The sequence below is a fragment of the Acidaminococcus hominis genome (assembly GCF_900291475.1).
In the GTDB taxonomy this organism is placed as follows: Bacteria; Bacillota; Negativicutes; order Acidaminococcales; family Acidaminococcaceae; genus Acidaminococcus; species Acidaminococcus hominis.
Genome location: NZ_OLMM01000001.1, coordinates 122218 through 142063, shown reverse-complemented (window position 1 = coordinate 142063; position 19846 = coordinate 122218). Strand labels below are relative to the sequence as shown.

Sequence of the window (19846 nt, the reverse complement as noted above, 5' to 3'; positions counted from 1 at the left end):
TCATCTGTGTATATCTATTTAATTTCTATATAGGAGGAAGCGCTATGAATTCAGAACAGCTGATTTGTTTTGCGGCGGTGGTCCAGGAAGGCACCATTTCCGGGGGTGCCCGGCGGCTGAACCTGTCCCAGCCTCCGGTGTCCCTGCAAATCAAGAATCTGGAGAAGGAATGCGGGGTAAAACTGCTGGAACGGGGAGCCCGGCAGATTCGGCTCACCGAAGCCGGAAAGGTGCTGTACGACTACGCCCAAAAGATACTGGAGCTGCAGCAGGCAGCCCAAAGCGATATGCGGAGTTTTCAGGCGGGAAACAAGGGTAGTCTGCGGCTGGGAATCATCTCCTCCGGGACTGGGGAAAAATTCCTCAAGGGTCTGACCCACTTTACCCTGGAGCACCCGGACGTGCCCTTCCAGGTGTATGAGGCCAATACGTATGGGCTCCTGGAGGCTCTGGATAAGGAAAAAATTGAGCTGGCCCTAATCCGCACCCCCTTCCCTGCTGCCGGATTGGAACGGACGGTACTGACCCAGGAAGCCTTTGCGGCGGCGGGGTCAGCCACCATGCTCTACGGCCTGCCTGACACCCTGACCCTGAAGGAGCTGGCGGGGCGGCCGCTATTGGTGTACCGGCGGTGGGAAGCCATTCTCCGGGACCTGGGGGACCGTGAACGAGCCCCAGCTGGTAAGCCAGGTGTGCCTGGTGCGGAAAAAAGGACGGAAGCTGGGGGAAGCGGAAAAGGCGTTTTGGGGAGAGTTTAAAGGGAAAAGCGGGGAATGAAAAGGCGTTCCCGCATAGGAAGAAAAGCCTATACGGGAACGCTGGTTGTGCTTATTTAGGTTTCTTGCATCACCTGCTTGTTTTCTACATCATTTATTGTTAAAATGATGTAGAAAAATTTCCAGGGAGGTGTTGGAATGCGGGATTTTGCCTACGAGGCGATGGTGCAAAAGCTATTGTCGCTGGAACTGCTGCAGCAGCTGACGGCCATTCACGAGTGCAAAGGGCGGCAGGATTTATTTCTTGAAGCAAACAGAGATGAACTGCAACCTCTGGCTGAAGTGGCCCTAATCCAAAGCACCGGAGCTTCCAACCGGATTGAGGGTATTTTCACCAGTGACCAGCGGCTGAAGGAGCTGGTGAGCCACAAGGCGGAGCCCCACAATCGTTCGGAGCAGGAGATTGCTGGCTACCGGGAAGTGCTTGCCACCATCCACGAGAGTTACCCCTACATTTCTCTGTCTCCACGGGTCATCTTGCAGCTGCACCGGGATTTATATTCTTTTTCAGGAAGCAGTCAAGGGGGCAGTTATAAGGACGCGGACAATATGATTGCAGAAACGGATGCGGCAGGAAAGCAGCGTACGCGGTTTGTCCCGGTTCCTGCTTTTCAGACGGCAGAAGCCCTGGAAGCCTTGTGCGCCAGTTTCAACCAGGCCTGGCAGGAGGAAAAAATCGACCGGTTGCTGCTGATTCCCCTATTTGTGCTGGATTTTCTGTGCATTCACCCGTTTAATGATGGCAACGGTCGGATGAGCCGGCTGCTCACTACCCTGCTGCTGTACAAAGCGGGGTATATTGTGGGCAAGTATATCAGCCTGGAGATGATTATCGAAAATTCCAAGGAAACGTATTACGAAGCGCTCCAGGCCAGTTCCACGGGCTGGCACGACAACCAGAACACCTATGCACCGTTTTGCAGTTACTTGCTGGGAGCTATTCTCAAGGCGTACCGGGAGTTTGAGAGCCGGGTGGAGTATTTGGGAGCCAAAAAGCTGTCCAAGACGGAGCGCATCAAGGCGCTGCTGGACCAGACCGTGGGCATCATCACCAAGAAAGAGATTATGACCCGCTGTCCGGACATCAGCAAGATTACCGTGGAACGGACCCTGTCCCAGCTGCTGCAGTCGGGGTTGCTCATCAAGGTAGGCCAAGGGCGCAATACGGGGTATGTGCATAAAGGGTAGGGAAATTAAAAAATCGCCTTGCAAAACCAATTGATTTTGCAGGGCGATTTTTAGTTCTTAATACAGTTTCAACAGTTTTTCGAAGAATTCCACGCTGGGGCGCAGAGCGTCCATGGGGATTTTTTCGTTGACCTGATGGGCTTCGCCCCACCGGGCGTCTTTCTTGTGGGCGGAGAAGCGGAGCACGTCCTGGGATACGTTCCGGTAGTACCGGGTGTCGGTGGCACCCAGCATGAGAACGGGGATCATCAGGACTTTTTCTCCATACATTTCGTGGAGAATCTTCTCGGTAAGCCGGAAGGCGTGGCTGTCCGGGGTGGAGGTTGGCGTGGGGGTCAGGCCAGAAATGTGCTTAATCTTGACTCCTTCCGGCAGGAACTGGGTAAAGTATTTCTGGACGGATTCCACGATATCGCCCTGAAGCACCCGGACGCTGAAGCCGGCTGCAGCATGGGAGGGCAGCACGTTGGGCTGGGTGCTGGCAGAAGCCATGGTGAAGGCAATGGTGGTATGGAGCAAGGCGTCCAGGGCCGGATTCTGCTTGGCCAGGGCGCACAGGTCCTCCCAGCGTCCTTCAGGGTCGGCGTAGATTTCTTTGATGCCTTCGGGCTGCAGGGGTGCGCTGGCAATCAGCTGGTCCTTGGCCAGAGGGGTCAAGCGGTACGGGAAGGGATGGGTTTCGATGTTCACAATGGCTTTGGCCACTGCGCCCAGGGCCGTTCCTGCACCGGGCTTGCTGGAGTGGCCGCCGGGGGAATCTTTGTAGATTTCGTAGTTCACGGCAGTTTTTTCGCCCAGGCCAATGCGGGCGGACAGCCAGCCATCTTTTTCCGGCTGGATAAAGCCGCCTTCATCAAAGATGGTGCCAATGCGGATGCCTTTTTTCTCCAGGTTTTCGGCCAGGCGCTGGGCAGCGTCGGTATCGTTTTCCAGATACACTTCTTCTGCGTAGCCCAGGCTCAGGTACAAGTCGTAATCCGGGCGCCAGCCTTGGGCCAGGAGGTTTTCCACGGCTTCCAGCTCGGACAGCAGCAGGTGCTTGCAGTCGGTGGTACCCCGGCCGCAGACGCAGCCGTCAATAATATCCCCGGAGAAGGGGTCAAATTTCCATTGGCTCCGGTCGCCGATTTCCACCACGTCCTGGTGGCTCATGAGCAGCAGGGGCTGCTTGCCGCTGCCGGTTCCTTTCAAATGGAATTGGAGACCGGCCTGCCCCACTTTGTCCAGTTCCATGAGCTGGTAAATATGGGGGTAAAACTTTTCAAACAAGGCATGGAGTTTTTCAAATTCCTGCCAATCCACCTTGTTCACGTCGGAGTTGGACACGGTGGCACAGCGAATCATGGCCTGCAAATGCGCAGCCAGTTTTTCATCTTCTTGGGTCAAACTCACTTTTCAGCACCTTCTCACCATGCAGGGATCAAGTTGCCCTTGCAGTTTTGTTCGATATATTCTTTGACAGCCGGGCTTTGGAAAATCTTCACGAATTTTTGGTAGGTGGGGTTATCCTTGTCTTCTGCCCGGGCGGCGATGATGTTCACATAGGGGCTGGTATTGTCTTCTTTGGCAATGGCCAGGTCCTGGGACAGGCCGGCGGAGTTGGCGTAACCGGCGTTGACCATGCTGGCTGCGGTATCATCCAGGGAACGGGGCAGCTGGGCTGCTTCCAGTTCGATGATTTGCAGGTGCTTGGGGTTGTCGGTAATGTCGTTGACGGTCAGGCTGGTAGCTGCTACGTTGGGGTTTACTTTGATCAGCCCCAGTTTGCTGAGCATCAGGATGGCACGGCCGCCGTTAGAGGGATCGTTGGGAATGCCAATTTTGTCCCCATCTTTCAGTTCGTTGATGTTCTTGATTTTGGTGGAGTACAGACGCAGGGGAGCCAGGTAGGTCTTGCCGATGCTCACCAGGTTGGTGCCGCTCTTTTTGTTGAAGGCCACCAGGAAGGGTTCATGCTGGTAGGAGTTCAGGTCCAGTTCTTTGCTGGCCAGTGCCTGGTCGGGGGTCACGAAGTCGGAGAAGACTTTGACTTCTACGTTCAGGCCCTGTTTGGCAGCTTCCTTCTTTACTACTTCCATGATTTGTTCGGAGTCGCCGGGGGTAATGCCCACGGTAATGGTCTTCTTTTCGGCTGGTGCCGCAGACTTGTCGGCGGTTTTGTCGTTGCCGCAGCCGGTGAGCAGGCTGGCTGCTGCCAGGACGGAAACCAGTCCCAGCAATACTTTTTTCAGTTTCATACACATCTCTTCCTTTCTTTTTTTGAATGACTTAACCAGAACAGTTTTTTCTAGCGTGAAGGTATGAAAAAACGTCATCTGAAAAGATGACGCTGCCTTTGTGCGGTTTCATCTTTCAGGTTGTTCCCGTTGGATTTGGCACCTTCCCTTCCGGGGGTTGCCGCAGCTTCATAGGGCCAATTCCCTCCGCTGCTCTGGATGAAGTATTCAGTTTATGAAGAAATCATACTATAAAGAGGGGATATTTGTCAACAGGGTTTTGGAGGGAGGGAAACACATCGGACCAGTTGGTGCGGCCAATGTACCTGAAGTGTGCTGGTGCCGGGAATCCCCCTATTGCCGGTTGCGGCATTTTCCCTGAAAAGGAAAATGCTATCCCCTTTTGGGGCTAGTGCATGAAGGACGGTAGTCCAACTAGGTCAAAATCTCGAACGTAAAGCAATCTCTAGCTGTAGAAAACTCTGTACCGGATTTTTGGTCGACGTTCTCAACGAGTGTAGTACAGGTATCTTGGTTTTGAACCCCATCCTGGCATTGCCTTCGGCAATGCCTTCCTTCCCCTTTACCTGTTCGCATAGCGAACAGGTAAAGAGAAGGCAAATCGCGGCCAAGGGCCGCGAAAAACCGAGTAAACTTCCTCCGTCAGCCTTTGGCTGACACCTCCTTAGTGGTTCGCCGTGTTCCAATCAGCAGCGTCCTTACAATTAGAAACTTTCTCCGTCAGCCCCCTTTCCACCACCCTACGGGCGGTTCCCCTTCCCCGAGTGGTTCGCATTGTACCAATCATCTTCGCTCTTCGAGCTCGATTCTTGGAATGCTATCACAGAGGTCGCATTAGCCGGTCCTCCATTGCTGCCTTGATGTGGACGACCGGATGCGACTCCCAAACGTGGAAGGTAGTGGCTGCCACCTCCTTAGTGGTTCGCCGTGTTCCAATCAGCAGCGTCCTTACGGACTTGCTTCTTGGACGGCTATCACATGGGGCACGTGTACCAAACAGCTTCTAGAATACCTGTGACGCTGTTTGGACGTGACCGCAACGCTTGAAGGGGGCTTTAAAGGAAAATGCGACACCTTCTCAGTAGTTCGCTGCTAGCTGTTCATCTTCGTCTTGCAGACTAGATTCACAGGCAGCTATCACATGGCTCGCATACACCAAACAGCTTTTGGAATACCCGTATCGCTGTTTGGACACGACCGCAACGTTTGCAGAAGGCATACTAACCCCCCACTGGTCATTTATTAATCAATAGTATAGCGGTTATTACTACATTAGCTTTCAAATCTCCACTACTATCGACCAGCACGTCCGCATCCATGTTTTTGTGGCGCTTGCGCCACATTGCCTTCCACTTACCAGTGCGTTGCTCGGCACGCACTGGAGAAGGGGAAGGTCGGTCCTGCCCTGGTTCTAAAGCAGGACCTGGTTGGGGTTCCTGTTCTGCCATATATTCCATCTTGATTCCTCAACAACTTGAAGCAATTTTTGTTTTCATCCCCCCATCCCCGCTGACCGCACGTCCATTTAAAGGCTCCAACCTTTGGGAGACGCATCCGGTCCGCCATAACATGGGTCCAAAGGCGGGCCGGCTAATGCGTCCCCTGTGATAGCGGCCTGCAAAGCAAGTCCGTAGGACGTAGCTGCGCAGCTAGCCGCGAACCACTAGGGGGGAGCTGGCAGCCACGCTAGTGGCTGACTGAGCGGGGATTCCCGGCACCACATCACTTCAGGTCCATTGGCCGCAACAACCCGCCAGCCCCCTGTGAAAAAGCGTCAGTTATTCTTTCGAACAACTGACGCTTTCGTGGGGTTTGTTTTCTTACTTGACTTAGCTTTTTCTCTATTTTTTAATCTGGCTGCCGTACACGTCCCGGAATACGTGCTGGGCTTTGTCGTCTTGGTCGTTGACCCGGAGGCGTTCGATTTTATGCCGGTCGTTGTCTTTGCCGGAAACCCGGTCTACCCGGAAGTGGTCGGCTTCTGCGACTTTTTGGATTTCGGGGCCAAATTCACCCAAAGAGCGGCCCATATTGCCATCTACAGGGGCGCCGTTTTGCAGGGCTCTATAGATGATGGCTGCGTATTCATAACGAGTCATCGTACGGTTACCTTTAAATTCGCCGTCCGGATAGCCTTTCAGGTAGCCTCTGTCGGCCAAGGTCTTCACGTAGGTATAAGCCCAATGGTCTTTAGGTACATCGGGGAAGTCAACGTTCTGGGCTGCGGGGCTTGCTGGGGTTTGTCCGGCCATGAGCTGCTGGATTATGGCGCTTTGCTTGGCTACCAGCTGCTTCAGCTCCAGTACGTCTTTGGCCAGGGCTATCCGGGAACGGGTGACGTGGTTGTGCTGGCCCAGTTTAAAGGTGACGCCGGCGTTCACCAGGTTTTCTCCTCCAGCGAAGGAACCGCCTACGGAGAACATCACGTCTTCGGTGGGGCGATAGAAGGCGCCTACGGCCACTGCATTGGCTCCTTTGTAATTGCCATAGCCGGCTGCAAAGTCCCATTTGTCATCGGGGTCAAAGTCCTGGGGATGGAGTGCGGCCAGAGCTGCTGCGCCAGCTCCTACCCGTTCTACCTGGTCGCCCAGTTTGTTGATGCGGCTGCCCAGCTGTGCTGCGGAATTGTCTATTTTTTGTTCTAAATTCCGCGTTACATTATAGACCTGGCCGCCGTTTACCACATCTTTGGACCCTTCGGAAATGTCTCCGTTCTTCACATTGGTGATTTTGGCGTTGTTCACGTTCACTTCGTTATCGCCCAGGGTAATGGTGGTATTGCCTCCATTGCTGATGGAGGTGATACCTGTCAGGTCTTTGGCCAGCCGCACCTTTAGGTTGTCTTTGCCGTCAGAGACCACGCCGATATTATCTGCGGCGGTGAGTTTTCCCTGGTCCGTAATACCGCCGATAACGTTCACCTGGTTGTTCAGCTTCTTGGCGATGACATCTCCGGTATCGCCGCCGTACTTCATGCCGTCGTCCAGGGTGGCTACCTGATGTTCTCCAGTTTTGTCTTCGTAAACGATGCGGGTAATACCGTCCTTGCCGTCTACTCCGGCAGCGCCGCTTGTGCCGTCCTGGCCGTTATAGCCGTTCTTCACGGAAATATCCACGGCATTGGTGCCATCCTTGCCGTTGGTCCCGGCAGGTCCGGTGAGACCGATATGGCCGACCCCATCTTTGCCGTTAATGGCCACTGCGTCCTTGCCGTCTGCGCCTTTGATGGAAATGCCATCGTTGCCGTTAATGCCCACTTCGCCTTTGTCGCCCTTGACGGAGATGCCGTCCTTGCCGTCGATGCCTACGCCGGAAACGCCGTCCTTGCCGTTAATGCCCATATGGCCGTCCGTACCGTCCTTGCCGTCTTTGCCCGGCCCACCAATATTGAGATTTTCGGAAAGGTCCACAGTATATTCCTTGCCGCCGGCAGCATTGGTGCCTTCGGTGACGGTCAGGTTCTTGTTAGCCCCGGCCTTTACGGTGGTGTGCTTACCGGCTTCGGCGGTGACGTTGGTAATCTGGGTGTTAATGGTCTTGATGGCGTCTGCGTTTTTGCCCACTTCGTTGGCCAGGCTGTAGAGCTGGCTGCCGTTGACGGCATCGGTGCTGTCGGCGCTGATCTTTCCGGCTGCCACGTTGATGATCTGCCGTTCACTGTCTTTAGCTCCTACGCTGACCACGCCAGTTGGGCTAGTGCCTGCAAAGTTCCCATATTCCCGGGTGGTTCCGTCGGAAAGGGTGATGGTCCCCTTGGTCTCACTGGTGGCCGCCCGGTCGGCGGAACCAGCTCCAAGGACCACGCTGTTCGCCTGGGTGGTGGTCACGCGGCTGCCCAGGACGAAGGTATTATTTTGGGCTACGTTATTGCTCACGCCTACTGCGGCGGAGCTGAGGCCGGACACCTTGTTGCCATTGCCCACAGCCGTAGAGGAAAGGGCCGAGGCTTCGTTGCCTACCCCCAAAGCGGAGGACCACTGGCCAGTGGCTTTGTTGGAATACCCAGCAGCTGCGGCCCGGTCGCCGGCTTCCGAATAGAGGCCAGCTGCCAAGCTGTAATTCCCGGCCTTGGAATTATCACCGATAGCAACGCCGCCGGCGGAATTGGCTCCGGTGCCGATGGCAATGTTGCCAAAAAGGTAGTTGCCGTCCGGGGAGCCTGCGGTGGCACCGTCGCCGATGGCCACGCCGTGCTTGCCGATAGCCTGGCTGCCGTTGCCGATGGCCACGGTGTTGTCTGCGGTGGTCTTAGTGCCATAGCCAATGGCTACCGATTCGAAGCCTTTTGCCGAAGCATTTACGCCGGCTGCCAGTGCGTTTCGGCCTTTGGCGCCATCGTTGTTGTAGTTGGAACCGTCGCCCTGCTCGTCGCTCTTTACGCTATAGTAGTGGGCGGCAGAACCAGCAGCGGAACTTACGGCTTTTTTCAGCTGGGCTACGTTTACCGCATCGGTATCGGCGGAGCCGGCTGCCACGCTGGTAATCTGACGGGTAAGGCCGTTATCCGCATCGCCCACAGAAACGGCCGCTGCGGTGGCTTTCCAGGTGGAACTGGTATCGGTGGAGGCTGCGTTGGTGGACAGGTCGTAGCCCGCTGCGCCTTTGTCTACCGCCGCCTTGGACTGGTAGCCCAGGGCTACGCCGCCCTCCTGGCTGACCAGGGCATCATAACCCAGGGACGTGGTATTGGCCACAGAACGGGTTTCAGCCTTGGACAAACCACCGATGGCAATGGTGTTTTCTGCCGTAACTGTATGCTTGTCCCCCATGACAATATTATTGGAAGCATTTGTTATGGTATTCTGGAACCCGGCAATATAGTTCAGCTTGGCAGGGGTGCTGGAGGAACCGGTAATGGTGTTGCTGACCCCGGAAATCTGGGTCAGCAGGGTATAATCCGCCGTGTTGCCGCCGCCAATGGCCAGGGTAGAACCGCCGCCGTTGGCATCTTTCAGCATGCCTTTCAACTTATCCCGCAGTGCATTGGGCGATGCATTGTCAAAATTAAGGTCCAAAGCCGATACATCAGTAACAGAATTGGTAATTTCATTGCCGGCACCAAAGACCAAAGCTCCGTTGGAATTGTATACCCTGTTTATAATGGAACTATGAATTAAGACAACTTCGAAACTATTTCTTAATGTGAATCTCGTGGTATACTGGAGGCGATCAATGAAAAAGGAGATAATCATCATGTCACGCACGCGCCGTCATTTCACGTCGAAATTCAAATCCGATCTCGTCATCGAGCTGCTCAAGGGTGAGAAAGACCTCAACACGCTGGCGGCTGAGAACGAAATCCTGCCGAACCTCTTGCGGAACTGGAAGAACGAGTTTCTCAGCAAGGCAAGCATCATATTCGATGATTCCAGAGAGGACAACCTCAATCAAAAACTCGAGACCGAGCGGAAGGAGAAAGCCTCCTATGCCCGCAAAGTTGGCCAACTCACCATGCAGGTGGATTGGTTGAAAAAAAAATCTGAGGAAATTCTTGGACCGGACTACGAGAAACAGTATTCTCCAAAACCTTTCGAGGAGTGAGTGCAAGGAGCTTTCCCTTCGGAAAGCAGCAAAGCTGCTCGGCGTCAACCGCACAAGCCAATACTACCACCCCAAAGAGAACACTCCATCAGATGAAGAGCTGGAATGCAAGCGCATCGTCGATCGTTGCCACGCGGACAATCCTGCCTGGGGCGCAAGGCAGCTGGCCTCGCAGCTGCAGCGCCTCGGGCATCAGGCCGGACGACGCAAGACAGCTCGCTATATGCGCGAGATGGGCATCGACGTCATCTATCCGAAGATGAACCTTTCCAAGCGGCAGCAACAAGCGCAGGTGATGCCCTACCTGCTGAAGCATGTGGATATTCAGCAGCCTAACCAGGCATGGTCCATCGACATCACCTACATTCCCCTGGAGCACGGTTTCGTTTATCTGACAGCCATCATCGACTGGTACAGCCGCTGCATTGTTGGCTGGGAGGTGGACGATACCCTGGACACCCGGATGGTCATTGCCGCCGTAAGGAAGGCGCTCCGTATAGCAAAGCCGCAGATTCTCAACTCCGACCAAGGATGCCAGTTCACCAGCAAGGAGTACAAGGCTTTCCTCAAGGAACACAAGATCCGCCAGAGCATGGATGGCAAGAGCCGCTGGGCCGACAACATCAAGATTGAGCGGTGGTTCCGGACATTCAAGTATGAGGAAGCCTATCTCACGCAGTACCGCAACATCCGGGAGGCTCGCAAGGCCATCCGCAACTACATCAACGTGTATAACTTCCAGCGCTGCCACTCAGCCATCGGGAACGTCCCGCCAGCAGAGCGCTACTTCCCGGCACTGCTGCTCAATGCTGCAATGTCTGCTGCCTGATACATTTAGAAATTCATCGATTTTGGTCTTGACAAACGTGCCACTATAGTTGGCCACACCAACAATACTGCTGGCGATGCCGGAGTAAGCGGAGGATGCTGTTTTCGATTCGATGCTGTTTAAAGAACCTGTAATAGTCGCGCCAAAATTCTTTACAGCATTAGTAGTTCCACCACTATAATCAGAAGATGCAATGGAGTACGAGCCTGTTACGGAAGAAAATAATCCATTTGTATAACTATTGGCACCTACCGTTGTAGAAAACAACGACATATTATCAGCCTTTGCATTTGCACTATCGACCTCTGTGTCGCCTAATGCTCCCTTATAATTATGAGTACCAAGCATGACGCTGCCGGAACGGGCATAGGTATTCTGACCAATAGCTACACCAGTTACCATTTTTGATGGATCTTTCGGGAATCCATACGATATGCCAAAGATGCTATCATATTGGGCCTGATTAAAATCAAAAGATCGCTCTAAGCCTCCAACCATATTTTCCACAAAAGCATTGGCACCAATTGCGATACCACCGCCTTGGTCAATATAGTTATTGGTATGTGCACCACCACCGATAACAATATCGCCTGTAGATGGCTGCCCAACGCCGCCAGAGTAGGAAATGGTGGCATTTTTCCCGATAGCCACATTTTCCGCTTTGGGTGCCGAACTGCCCGTCCCATAGGCCACACCTGCTCCGCCGCCAACAGTGGTGTCAGCTGCTCCTGCGACACCGGCACTGCTGAGCAATAGGAACGTACAAAGAGCTGCCATGCTTTTTCCCCCAGCTCTGGCGTTCCCAGATTTTTTCGTGTGGCTTCTTGCCAGTTCGGAGACAACGATGTAACAATGTTTTACTCGACTCCAAATGACTCGATATGCCTTGTTCATAAACCTCGCCCCTTTTCTCGTATTCCATTTTGAGCACAATTAAGAACTGTTCTCTGTATCAAATTATCTTCCATTAGAGGACAATTGTCAATGACTTTTCAGTTTTCTTTTAATTGTTTTTATATTTTATAAGCATTATGTTATTAAACAAAGAATATGATGTAATGAATTTTTCACGAATACGAAATAACTATATAATATGTACAGCGTTTTGTAATATAATTCATTATTTATGTAATAGTACTCAAATTTATGGTACGAAATAAGGATTGTTGTACGTGTGTGAAGTACGTATTTTGGTTATGTAGGTGCGGCCTGGGAACCCTTTGCGTTGGCACGGGGCATCCCCCACTGCCGGCTTTCTGGACACTCCAAACGTTTTAGCGTTTGCTTTTGGGATTGCTTCGTGGGTATAATGGTTGTGACAAAAAGCACTCCACCTGAAGGAGGCATTTTTATGAAAAACGAACAGAAGAAAATCAAGTTTTTGGCCGTATTTTGTCGGTGCAGCCCCGTTCCAAGGTCTGGCGCTATCGGCTGGATAACCGCACCCATGGCATGATTGGTTATAATCTGTTTTTGACGGGAAAGGCGGACGGTGAGGCCAGGGATTTTTCCATTGCCATTTCGGAACGGCAGCAGAACAGACTGCGCTTTCATATTGGTGATGAAATATCTGGAACGGCCTGGACGAAGCAGTATCCCAAGTGGGAATATGCCGACTACTATCGGGCCGGGGCTCTGAAAAAGACGGCGGAAGCTGCTTTTGTAGATGAAGCAAAGGATTCGCCCTGGGTGGGAGAGGTCCCTGCTTTGGAAGTCTATGCCTGGCGCGGCTGCCGCCTGCTGGACAAAAGACGGTGGGGCAGCAAATGCGTCACCTGCAAATGGGCTTGTATGGCCAATGTTGCCATTGAATACGATTGGGGCGTTTCCCAAAAATTCCGGTTCGAGAGCTTTTGCTATGGGCCAAAGAACTGCAAGCTGTATAAAATGGGACCTCCCAGACCGGTGCCCTATATAGGGGACGCCCCTTCTTAGGATTGTGGGGATTTGAACGAGATTTTAACGGAACGGCGCGGCGAGGACGACTGAGGTAAAGGAGGAGCGCTTATGGAGCCTGTGTATTATGAAGTAACCAAAAAAGACTGGAAGCTTTACCAGGAAAGACTTCCGAAATGGCAGGAAGCCTATATGGGAAAATTGGTTCAGGAATACGCGCAGTACCTGCAAGGAAAGGATCCAGCATCAACAAAATTTTGGACCCTTTGGAAAAAAATGCGTGAAGACAAAAAACATCCTGGGGTCAGATGTGAAGTCAGCAAGGGTACCATGATTGATTTTCTGATGCGGTTTCTCTATGACGGTGTTATTACGGACGCAGATTTGGACGGTTTCAGCGAGGAATTGAGAAAATATCTTGTATTCTTTAGAAAATCTATTGAAAGGATGGCTAGAGACCTGCAAGCAGAGGGCCTGGAGCGGCCTTAGGGCCACCCATCCGAGGCGCTGGGCGCCCCACCTTCCCAGCCTGGGACTGCTGTTGGGCTGGGAAGGCAGCGGCCAAGGGCCGCAAATATTGGAATGAAAGGAAAAATATATCGTTTTTGATATTTATGTGCTTTGAAAACTCTCTTCGTCGCCTCCCGGCGCCACCTCCCTCACACTTGATGGATGTCAACTATAAGGCACTACCACGTTTCTAAAATTACTTATTTTTGAGCACAATGTGGAAGGAGCTAAGCAGCACAAAATATATTATTATTGCGGATTTGTTCAAGTAACTGACCTCGCACGCATGCGGGCGCAGGTGGCACCGGCCCTTCCCGTCGCACGTTGTGCGACACCCTCCCCGTGAACGTTGAGGGTTATACAGAGAGTGCTCCTACTGCGGCCAAGGGCCGCGAATAATTGATTAAAAGATGATACCTGGATTAAACTTCTATCGTCGCCTATGGCGACACTTCCTGAGCGGTTCGCCGTATTCCAAGCAGCTGCGTCCTGACGGACTTGCTCCTTGGACGGCTATCGCATGGGCCTTATTAACCAAACATCCTCTGGGATATTTTTGGGGATGTTTGGATGCGGCCGCAACGCTNCTTTGAAAACTCTCTTCGTCGCCTCCCGGCGCCACCTCCCTCACACTTGATGGATGTCAACTATAAGGCACTACCACGTTTCTAAAATTACTTATTTTTGAGCACAATGTGGAAGGAGCTAAGCAGCACAAAATATATTATTATTGCGGATTTGTTCAAGTAACTGACCTCGCACGCATGCGGGCGCAGGTGGCACCGGCCCTTCCCGTCGCACGTTGTGCGACACCCTCCCCGTGAACGTTGAGGGTTATACAGAGAGTGCTCCTACTGCGGCCAAGGGCCGCGAATAATTGATTAAAAGATGATACCTGGATTAAACTTCTATCGTCGCCTATGGCGACACTTCCTGAGCGGTTCGCCGTATTCCAAGCAGCTGCGTCCTGACGGACTTGCTCCTTGGACGGCTATCGCATGGGCCTTATTAACCAAACATCCTCTGGGATATTTTTGGGGATGTTTGGATGCGGCCGCAACGCTCGCAGGAAGCTTCTAAAACCACTACTGGTCAATTGTTAGTCGTTAATATAGCATTACCACTACATAAGCTATCAAATCACCACTCGTAACGGCCAGCACTACCCCATGCCCTCCCCGCCTATGAGGAAGGGGAGGGACGGGCCACTCCAATAATTCATAGGCCCCTGGGTGGGGAAGGCTCCTTCTGCGGCGCTAGCGCCGCCATCTATTCTGAAAAACACCTCTACGCTTTTGTAGAAAGCGTAGCACGTTCTCCTTTTTTCTTCAGCAATACCTGTCAGCCCCCCACTCATCCCACGATTTCACACAAAAAAGCATTCCCCCAAAAGTTCTATACTTTTGGGGGAATGCTTTTTATTTAGTTCACATCTACATTCTCCGTGTGATCGTTGCCGTATAGGTGAACCCTTGTTTCTTCCCTATCCAGCCTCTGACTCTCAGGTCCACGCCCCAGGGGTTCTCTTTGTTGTCTTTGCTCTGCCAGCCCAGTTCCAGGAATTCGCTGGAGCCTTTTAGGCTGGCGGCGGGGGTGGTGTAATCGCCGTGGTAGGCTTTGGCTTCGCCTTTGAATTCGTAGTCCCAGCCCAGGCCGGCGTAGACGCTAGAGGTTTCTTTGTCCAGGTGCTTGGTCCACCGGAAGCCCAGCCGGGTACGGAGGGAATCCACGCTGTCCAGCTGATACTGGGTGGTGCCGGCGTTGGTGCGGATTTGGACGGTATCGCTGCCCAGGTGGGCGTAGAAGACTTTGCCGTACCAATCGTAGTCGTTGGTATCGTCAGTATAGACTTTGCCCAGGCCCAGGTGGGCGGCGAAGTAGTTGCTGCTGGTATTGTAGCCAAACCTGCGGCTGCCGATGATGCCGTGCATATCTCCGCTGAAACGGCCTGCCCGGACCATGCCTTCGTAGTGGAAGCCGTTATTCTGGTCCCTGCGCAGCAGAATGCCTGCCCCTGCGTAGTGTTGCCCACCGTCCGCTCTGGCCGTGGGATAATGGATGGTAAAGTTGCCGTTGCCGTATTCCAGGAAGGGCATGCTGGTGTCGATATAATCATCTTCGTAGGAGCGTTTTACAAAGCCCAGTTCGCCGTTAAAGCCGTTGGTATCCACCGGGTTCTGCTTCCGGTTGTAGCGCAGGTTGTGTCCGCTCAGGACCACATAGGGGGTAAACTTGGCTTTGATGGAATGGTCTTCCAGCCAGCCTGCTTCGTGGGCAGCCAGGGCGCTTTCAAAACCATCGTTGACAGCCAGGTCGGAGCCTTCGTTCACCAGGCTGGTTCCGGTATCCCGTTCATCGGGGATGACTTTGGTGCCGGGGTCCAGGGTGGGCTTGCTGTCGCCAGGAATATACAGGACGATGGTGTTGGGGTCCTGCTTTTTGATGAGCACAGTGCGCTCCAGGAAACTGGCGTCGGTAACCTTATCCAACCCTTCCATAACGCTATAGCTGGTCCCGTCGGTGGTAATGCCGTTGGGGTTGTACACCAGGTTGATGACCTCTCCCGGGTTCAATTGGGTGGTATCGTAGACGCCTGCATTCACTGCGGCTGCGCTGACGTTGGCGCTCTTGGTTACGGTCAGCATGGTCTCCCCTGCTTTGGTGCCTTGGGGGACGTAGAAGTTCAGGGTCTGGAAATAGTCCAGGTTCTCAACGGTGTTGCCCTTGGTATAAAGGTTCAGGGTGTTGCCGGAGCTGGTGCCTTCACTGCCTGGACGGCCGCCGTAGAGGCTGGAGGTGCCTCCCAGGCTGCCGCCTTTGATGGTAACGGTGTTATCCAGAGCATTGCCGTAGGCAGCATAGCCGCCATAGATGGCACCGGTGGTATAGCCGCTGCTAAAGGTTACACTGTTACCCACTGCATCCCCTGCGCTATTCACGGCACCGCCGTAGATATTGCCGGCAATGGCCCCTCCGTTTACCAGGACCTGGTTGCCCTCCGCTGTACCGGCACTGGCTTGTTGTATGTATTCCACCCGCGCCTGGACCTGTGCAATCTGCTCCGCTTTTTTCTCCTCAGGAAGATCGCTGCTTCTTATTTCTTCTATATACGCATCTGCACTGTCCAGCATTTCCTGCGTTTCCGGGTCCAGCTGCTGCAGGCCGCCGTAAACCTTGCCGTCTACCTGGCCATTATTTTGCAGTAGGACCGTATTGTTCGCGGCAGAGCCCATATACACAGCACCGCCTGCGGCATTGCCTTTGACTTCGCTGTGGTCCTTGAGGGCCAGGGTATTGCCAGTAGCTGCGGTGGTTTGTGAAAACCCTGCCAGGGCATTGCCGGGCACTACACTATTGCCGGAGAGCAGCAGGGTATTTCCCTCGGCGCCGTTACGGGCATAACCGGCGTAGGCATCGGCTCCCAAGGAGCCTCCGCTGAAGGTTACCTGGTTCTGATTGGCCGTACCATTCTTGGCATAGCCGGCGTATAGGGTACCCGTTACGCTGCCCCCGCTAAGGGTCAGGGTATTTTCACTGGCCTCCAGGCCTTCTGCATAAGCACTGTAAGCACTGCCGCCAACTGTACCGCCGCTGATTTCCACGTTATTTTTAAAGGCTTGGGTTTTTGTGCTGCTGCCATACACATCACCGCCTACAGAGCCGCCGCTCATGAGAACCTGGTTGCGTTCTGCAGAGCTGGAGACTTCATTGCCTTGCTGAAGGGCGCCATAGGCCTTGCCCCTAATCTCCGCTGCTTCCTGAATATACAGGATATTTCCTGCCGCCTTGCTCCCATTGCTCAGGCCGGCGTAGACATTGCCGCTGCCGCTGCCGCCCACAACGCCCGTACCCTTCACCGTCACCTGGTTGTCCACTACATCGCCTTGGGCTGAAAAGCCTCCAACGATTTCTTGGGACACCGTACCGGCGCTGAGGTTCACTTTATTGCCTTGGGCCAAACCGAAAAAGGTATTACCGCCCCAGGCCAGGGTGACCCCTGAGCCACCGCTGATATTCACTTCGTTATTGAGAACATCGGCCCTTCCAGAGGAAGAGAATCCTGTAGCCGTATCCGTATAGGCGCCATACAGTTCGCCGTTTACTGTGCCTCCAGTCATGTTGATTTTGTTGCCGGAAATCAGTTCGCCGTCCCGGGAATAGCTGGCGATGACGGTTCCCTTTACAGAGGCACTAGCCTGGATATTTACGGTATTTCCCGAAGCATTCCCGCCGACGGTATAGGCGCCGTACACCGGTTTATAGGTTCCTGTGATAACAGCACTGCCGCTAAGGGTCACTGTATTGTTGTTGGCGGCACCCACTCCTGAAGACCCTCCGCAGACGCGAATCGCTGAACCGCCGCTCATCAGGACCTGGTTGCCAGAAGCTTCTCCGACACTACCATTCACTTCATCACCAACGGAAGCCCCGCCATAAACCGCACCATATACATTTCCGCTTTCCAGCTTTACGGTATTGTTCATGGCTGAGCCGGCCCCTTCCTCTTCTGCCCCGCCGCCATACACAGTACCACCTAGACCGGAGCTGGTGCCTATATATCCGTTGGCATCCAGGGCAATGGTCACAGTATTGCCAATGGCACTGCCATAGGTGGACCAGCCCCCTGCTGCCTGACCCGTCACCTGAACAGGTCCAGAAAGGGTCAGCTGATTATTGACAGCATTTTCATTTGCTCCATATACACATAAACCGTACACGTTATCATAAGAGCCATCAGAATAGGCGACAGGCGGATTGGTCAGGTCCTGTGCCTGTACCGACTGAGCGCACACACCGCTGCCCAGCAATGCCGCCAAAATGGCTAATCGTAAGGCTTTATCCCGTTTCGACATGATTGCTCGCCTCCCACTTTGTTCAGATTATTCTGTATATTATTATGAAACTTCCCTTTGTTAATTCTATTGTAACAAAATCGGATTTAAATTCAATTATACGAAAGTATAATCTTTTTAAAGTGGGGAAAGCTAGGCTGAATGCGGGTTTAGGGACTTTCTTGTTGTTTTTGAACTGCTTTCTTATCAAAAAATACGGTGGCTTTTAGAGTACTTGGCAGGTTTGCCTTTCTGCACAGAAAAGCAGAAAGGCAGGCGGCACTTCAATGGGGGTGAAGTGCAGTCTGCCTTTCCAAAATGGAATGGGGAAAATCTATAGGTCAACTCCTGGGGAGAGGAGATTAACCCCGAAGGGAATAAGGTGAAAACGAAAGCGCACAGGTTTCTAGGGATAAGATAAAAACTTGGTATAACTTTTGCTGGTAATGCTGAGGCTAAAATTGGTGGATGGAGAAATTACTGGGATTCACTGGGCTTGTACGTCTTTCGAAACCTTTTATGTATATTGTATCAACTATGAAAAATATTGCAATTATACGAAAGTATATATTTTGTTCTAAACGTTGTGAAGACGACATATTTAAAGCTATATTTACAGAAAATCCTGCAGTGACTTGCTTTCCGGGAACGGATAAAGAACTGCCGCTGGAGGGAAAGGGAAAATGCGACGCCGGTTTTTTGGCCGCAAAGGCGTTACCTCTGCCATAGTCACTATGAAATTAATCAGTAACTCATAAATAGGTTTATATATTTCGTTTCACAAGCAATACTGCTATTCTATAGGCAGCCGAAAGAAAGCCTAGCAAAAACAGAATTGGAGGATCTGACCATGAATGACAACGTTGTAAATCTATTGAAAGAAAACCTGTGGGATTTGGCTACTTGCAGCCAAAAAGGTGAACCCAATGTTGTTCCTGTTGCGTTCAAGACTGTGACGGAGGACGGCAAACTGGCTGTAGGAGATGTGTTCCTGGCTACCACCCTAAAGAATTTGCAGGAGAACCAGGGCCACATTGCGGTTTCCGTTTATGATGCCAAGACCCTGGAAGGATATCAGATCAAAGGAACCGCTGCCTATCTTACAGAAGGAGAACTGGTGGAAACCTTTAAAGAAGCGGTGGAGACCATGTTTAAGGGGGCGGCCACTGCCAAAGGTGCCCTGGTAATCACCCCGGAAGAAATCATCATTACCACCCCTAACGAGAATAACAAAAAGGTATTGAAATAAGGGCGCGGTGAATTGCGAAAGGAACGTCCTTGGGGTTTGTTTGAGCAGAACCCAGGGACGTTTCTGCTGCCTTCTGGACGAAGACTTTGTTTCAGTTACAGTATGGTGTGAAACGGGCCCAGAGGCCGAGCGGGTGGCCATATACCAAGCAACTGCGTCCTAGCATACTTGTTTCATGGGAAGCTATCGCAGGGGTCGTATTAGCCGGTCCTCCATTGATACATTGGTATGGACGATCGGATACGCCTCCCAAATGTTGAGGGTTATAAGACGGAGAGTGCCCCTTCGACGGCTAAAAGCCGCAAATAATTGATTAAAAGATGATACTTGGATTAAACTTCTATCGTCGCCCCTGGCGACACTTCCTTAGTGGTTCGCTGCTAGCCAGAGTGGTTCGCGGCTCGCTGCGCAGCTTCACCCTGTGGGTTTGCTTTGCAGGCCGCTATCACATGGCTCATATTAACCAATTCTCTGCGGCTTGCAGCATTGAAAATTGGATATGAGCGCATCATTTTCGCCTTTCAGGCTCAATTTCTGGGCAGCTATCACATGGGTCACGTATTCCAAACAGTTTCAAGAATACCTGGGCGCTGTTTGGACGCGACCGCAACCCTTGAAGGAAGCGTCCATAACCGTCTCCGGTCAATTGTTAATCGTTACGATAGCTTTACCACTACATTCACTATCAAAAACACCTACAGAACCGGTCAGCACTACCCCGTGCCCTCCCCGCCTTTAGGAAGGGGAGGGACGGGCCACACCAAGAATCCAAGGGTCCTGGGTGGGGA

At 52.6% G+C, this 19846-nt stretch carries 12 protein-coding genes and 1 riboswitch; of the genes, 7 read left to right on the top strand and 5 right to left on the bottom strand.

The features are described from left to right. Positions 1–44 precede the first annotated feature (44 nt). Complete coding sequence (locus C7E10_RS00625) at positions 45–758, top strand: LysR family transcriptional regulator (RefSeq protein ID WP_160101753.1); 714 nt, start codon at positions 45–47, stop codon at positions 756–758. A gap of 156 nt (positions 759–914) precedes the next feature. Further along, entirely contained in the window at positions 915–1964 is a 1050-nt protein-coding gene (locus C7E10_RS00620) for a Fic family protein (RefSeq protein ID WP_105325460.1), read from the top strand. 57 nt (positions 1965–2021) lie between these two features. On the opposite strand, the gene C7E10_RS00615 is transcribed toward C7E10_RS00620, so the two are convergent. From C7E10_RS00615 to C7E10_RS00600, 3 genes are all read right to left on the bottom strand, one after another. Continuing rightward, positions 2022–3356 carry a M20/M25/M40 family metallo-hydrolase gene (locus tag C7E10_RS00615; RefSeq protein ID WP_231086423.1) on the bottom strand — a complete coding sequence of 445 codons (1335 nt, stop codon included), beginning with the start codon at positions 3354–3356 and terminating at the stop codon, positions 2022–2024. Positions 3357–3370: 14 nt separating this feature from the next. Next, positions 3371–4201: a MetQ/NlpA family ABC transporter substrate-binding protein gene (locus C7E10_RS00610; RefSeq protein WP_105325459.1), complete on the bottom strand. Its 831-nt coding sequence runs from the start codon at positions 4199–4201 to the stop codon at positions 3371–3373. Between the two features lie 105 nt (positions 4202–4306). Then, a riboswitch (SAM riboswitch) is annotated at positions 4307–4406 on the bottom strand. A 1636-nt stretch (positions 4407–6042) separates the two neighbouring features. Beyond that, positions 6043–9159: an S-layer homology domain-containing protein gene (locus C7E10_RS00600; protein WP_160101750.1), complete on the bottom strand. Its 3117-nt coding sequence runs from the start codon at positions 9157–9159 to the stop codon at positions 6043–6045. A gap of 214 nt (positions 9160–9373) precedes the next feature. On the opposite strand from C7E10_RS00600, the gene C7E10_RS12100 reads away from it, so the two are divergent. After that, positions 9374–9742, top strand: coding sequence for a transposase (locus C7E10_RS12100; protein ID WP_105325519.1), 369 nt, complete (start codon positions 9374–9376; stop codon positions 9740–9742). Next, positions 9693–10571, top strand: a complete 879-nt coding sequence (locus tag C7E10_RS00595) for an IS3 family transposase (protein WP_200820167.1) — start codon at positions 9693–9695, stop codon at positions 10569–10571. The genes C7E10_RS12100 and C7E10_RS00595 overlap by 50 nt, the downstream gene beginning before the upstream one ends. Here the strand turns inward: C7E10_RS00595 and C7E10_RS00590 are convergent. Continuing rightward, on the bottom strand, positions 10494–11465 hold the full coding sequence (locus tag C7E10_RS00590) for an ESPR domain-containing protein (protein ID WP_105325456.1): 972 nt from the start codon (positions 11463–11465) through the stop codon (positions 10494–10496). The genes C7E10_RS00595 and C7E10_RS00590 overlap by 78 nt on opposite strands. A 504-nt stretch (positions 11466–11969) precedes the next feature. On the opposite strand from C7E10_RS00590, the gene C7E10_RS00585 reads away from it, so the two are divergent. Beyond that, on the top strand, positions 11970–12506 hold the full coding sequence (locus tag C7E10_RS00585) for a hypothetical protein (RefSeq protein WP_276802734.1): 537 nt from the start codon (positions 11970–11972) through the stop codon (positions 12504–12506). 72 nt (positions 12507–12578) lie between these two features. Next, positions 12579–12956 (top strand): hypothetical protein, encoded by a 378-nt coding sequence (locus C7E10_RS00580; RefSeq protein WP_199614758.1) that lies wholly within the window; start codon positions 12579–12581, stop codon positions 12954–12956. 1454 nt (positions 12957–14410) lie between these two features. Here the strand turns inward: C7E10_RS00580 and C7E10_RS00570 are convergent. Beyond that, positions 14411–17830 carry an autotransporter outer membrane beta-barrel domain-containing protein gene (locus C7E10_RS00570; protein ID WP_105325453.1) on the bottom strand — a complete coding sequence of 1140 codons (3420 nt, stop codon included), beginning with the start codon at positions 17828–17830 and terminating at the stop codon, positions 14411–14413. A gap of 829 nt (positions 17831–18659) precedes the next feature. Here C7E10_RS00570 and C7E10_RS00565 point away from each other — a divergent pair. Next, a complete protein-coding gene (locus C7E10_RS00565) occupies positions 18660–19058 on the top strand; it encodes a pyridoxamine 5'-phosphate oxidase family protein (protein WP_105325452.1) in 399 nt (132 codons plus the stop codon). The last annotated feature ends 788 nt before the right edge of the window (positions 19059–19846 follow it).

What these genes read in the sequence shown, in the direction of transcription:
- C7E10_RS00625 (WP_160101753.1), top strand. Translation starts at nt 45, where the DNA reads ATGAATTCAGAACAGCTGATTTGTTTTGCGGCGGTGGTCCAGGAAGGC.
- C7E10_RS00620 (WP_105325460.1), top strand. Translation starts at nt 915, where the DNA reads ATGCGGGATTTTGCCTACGAGGCGATGGTGCAAAAGCTATTGTCGCTG.
- C7E10_RS00610 (WP_105325459.1), bottom strand. Translation starts at nt 4,201, where the DNA reads ATGAAACTGAAAAAAGTATTGCTGGGACTGGTTTCCGTCCTGGCAGCA.
- C7E10_RS00600 (WP_160101750.1), bottom strand. Translation starts at nt 9,159, where the DNA reads ATGCTGAAAGATGCCAACGGCGGCGGTTCTACCCTGGCCATTGGCGGC.
- C7E10_RS12100 (WP_105325519.1), top strand. Translation starts at nt 9,374, where the DNA reads ATGAAAAAGGAGATAATCATCATGTCACGCACGCGCCGTCATTTCACG.
- C7E10_RS00590 (WP_105325456.1), bottom strand. Translation starts at nt 11,465, where the DNA reads ATGAACAAGGCATATCGAGTCATTTGGAGTCGAGTAAAACATTGTTAC.
- C7E10_RS00580 (WP_199614758.1), top strand. Translation starts at nt 12,579, where the DNA reads ATGGAGCCTGTGTATTATGAAGTAACCAAAAAAGACTGGAAGCTTTAC.
- C7E10_RS00570 (WP_105325453.1), bottom strand. Translation starts at nt 17,830, where the DNA reads ATGTCGAAACGGGATAAAGCCTTACGATTAGCCATTTTGGCGGCATTG.
- C7E10_RS00565 (WP_105325452.1), top strand. Translation starts at nt 18,660, where the DNA reads ATGAATGACAACGTTGTAAATCTATTGAAAGAAAACCTGTGGGATTTG.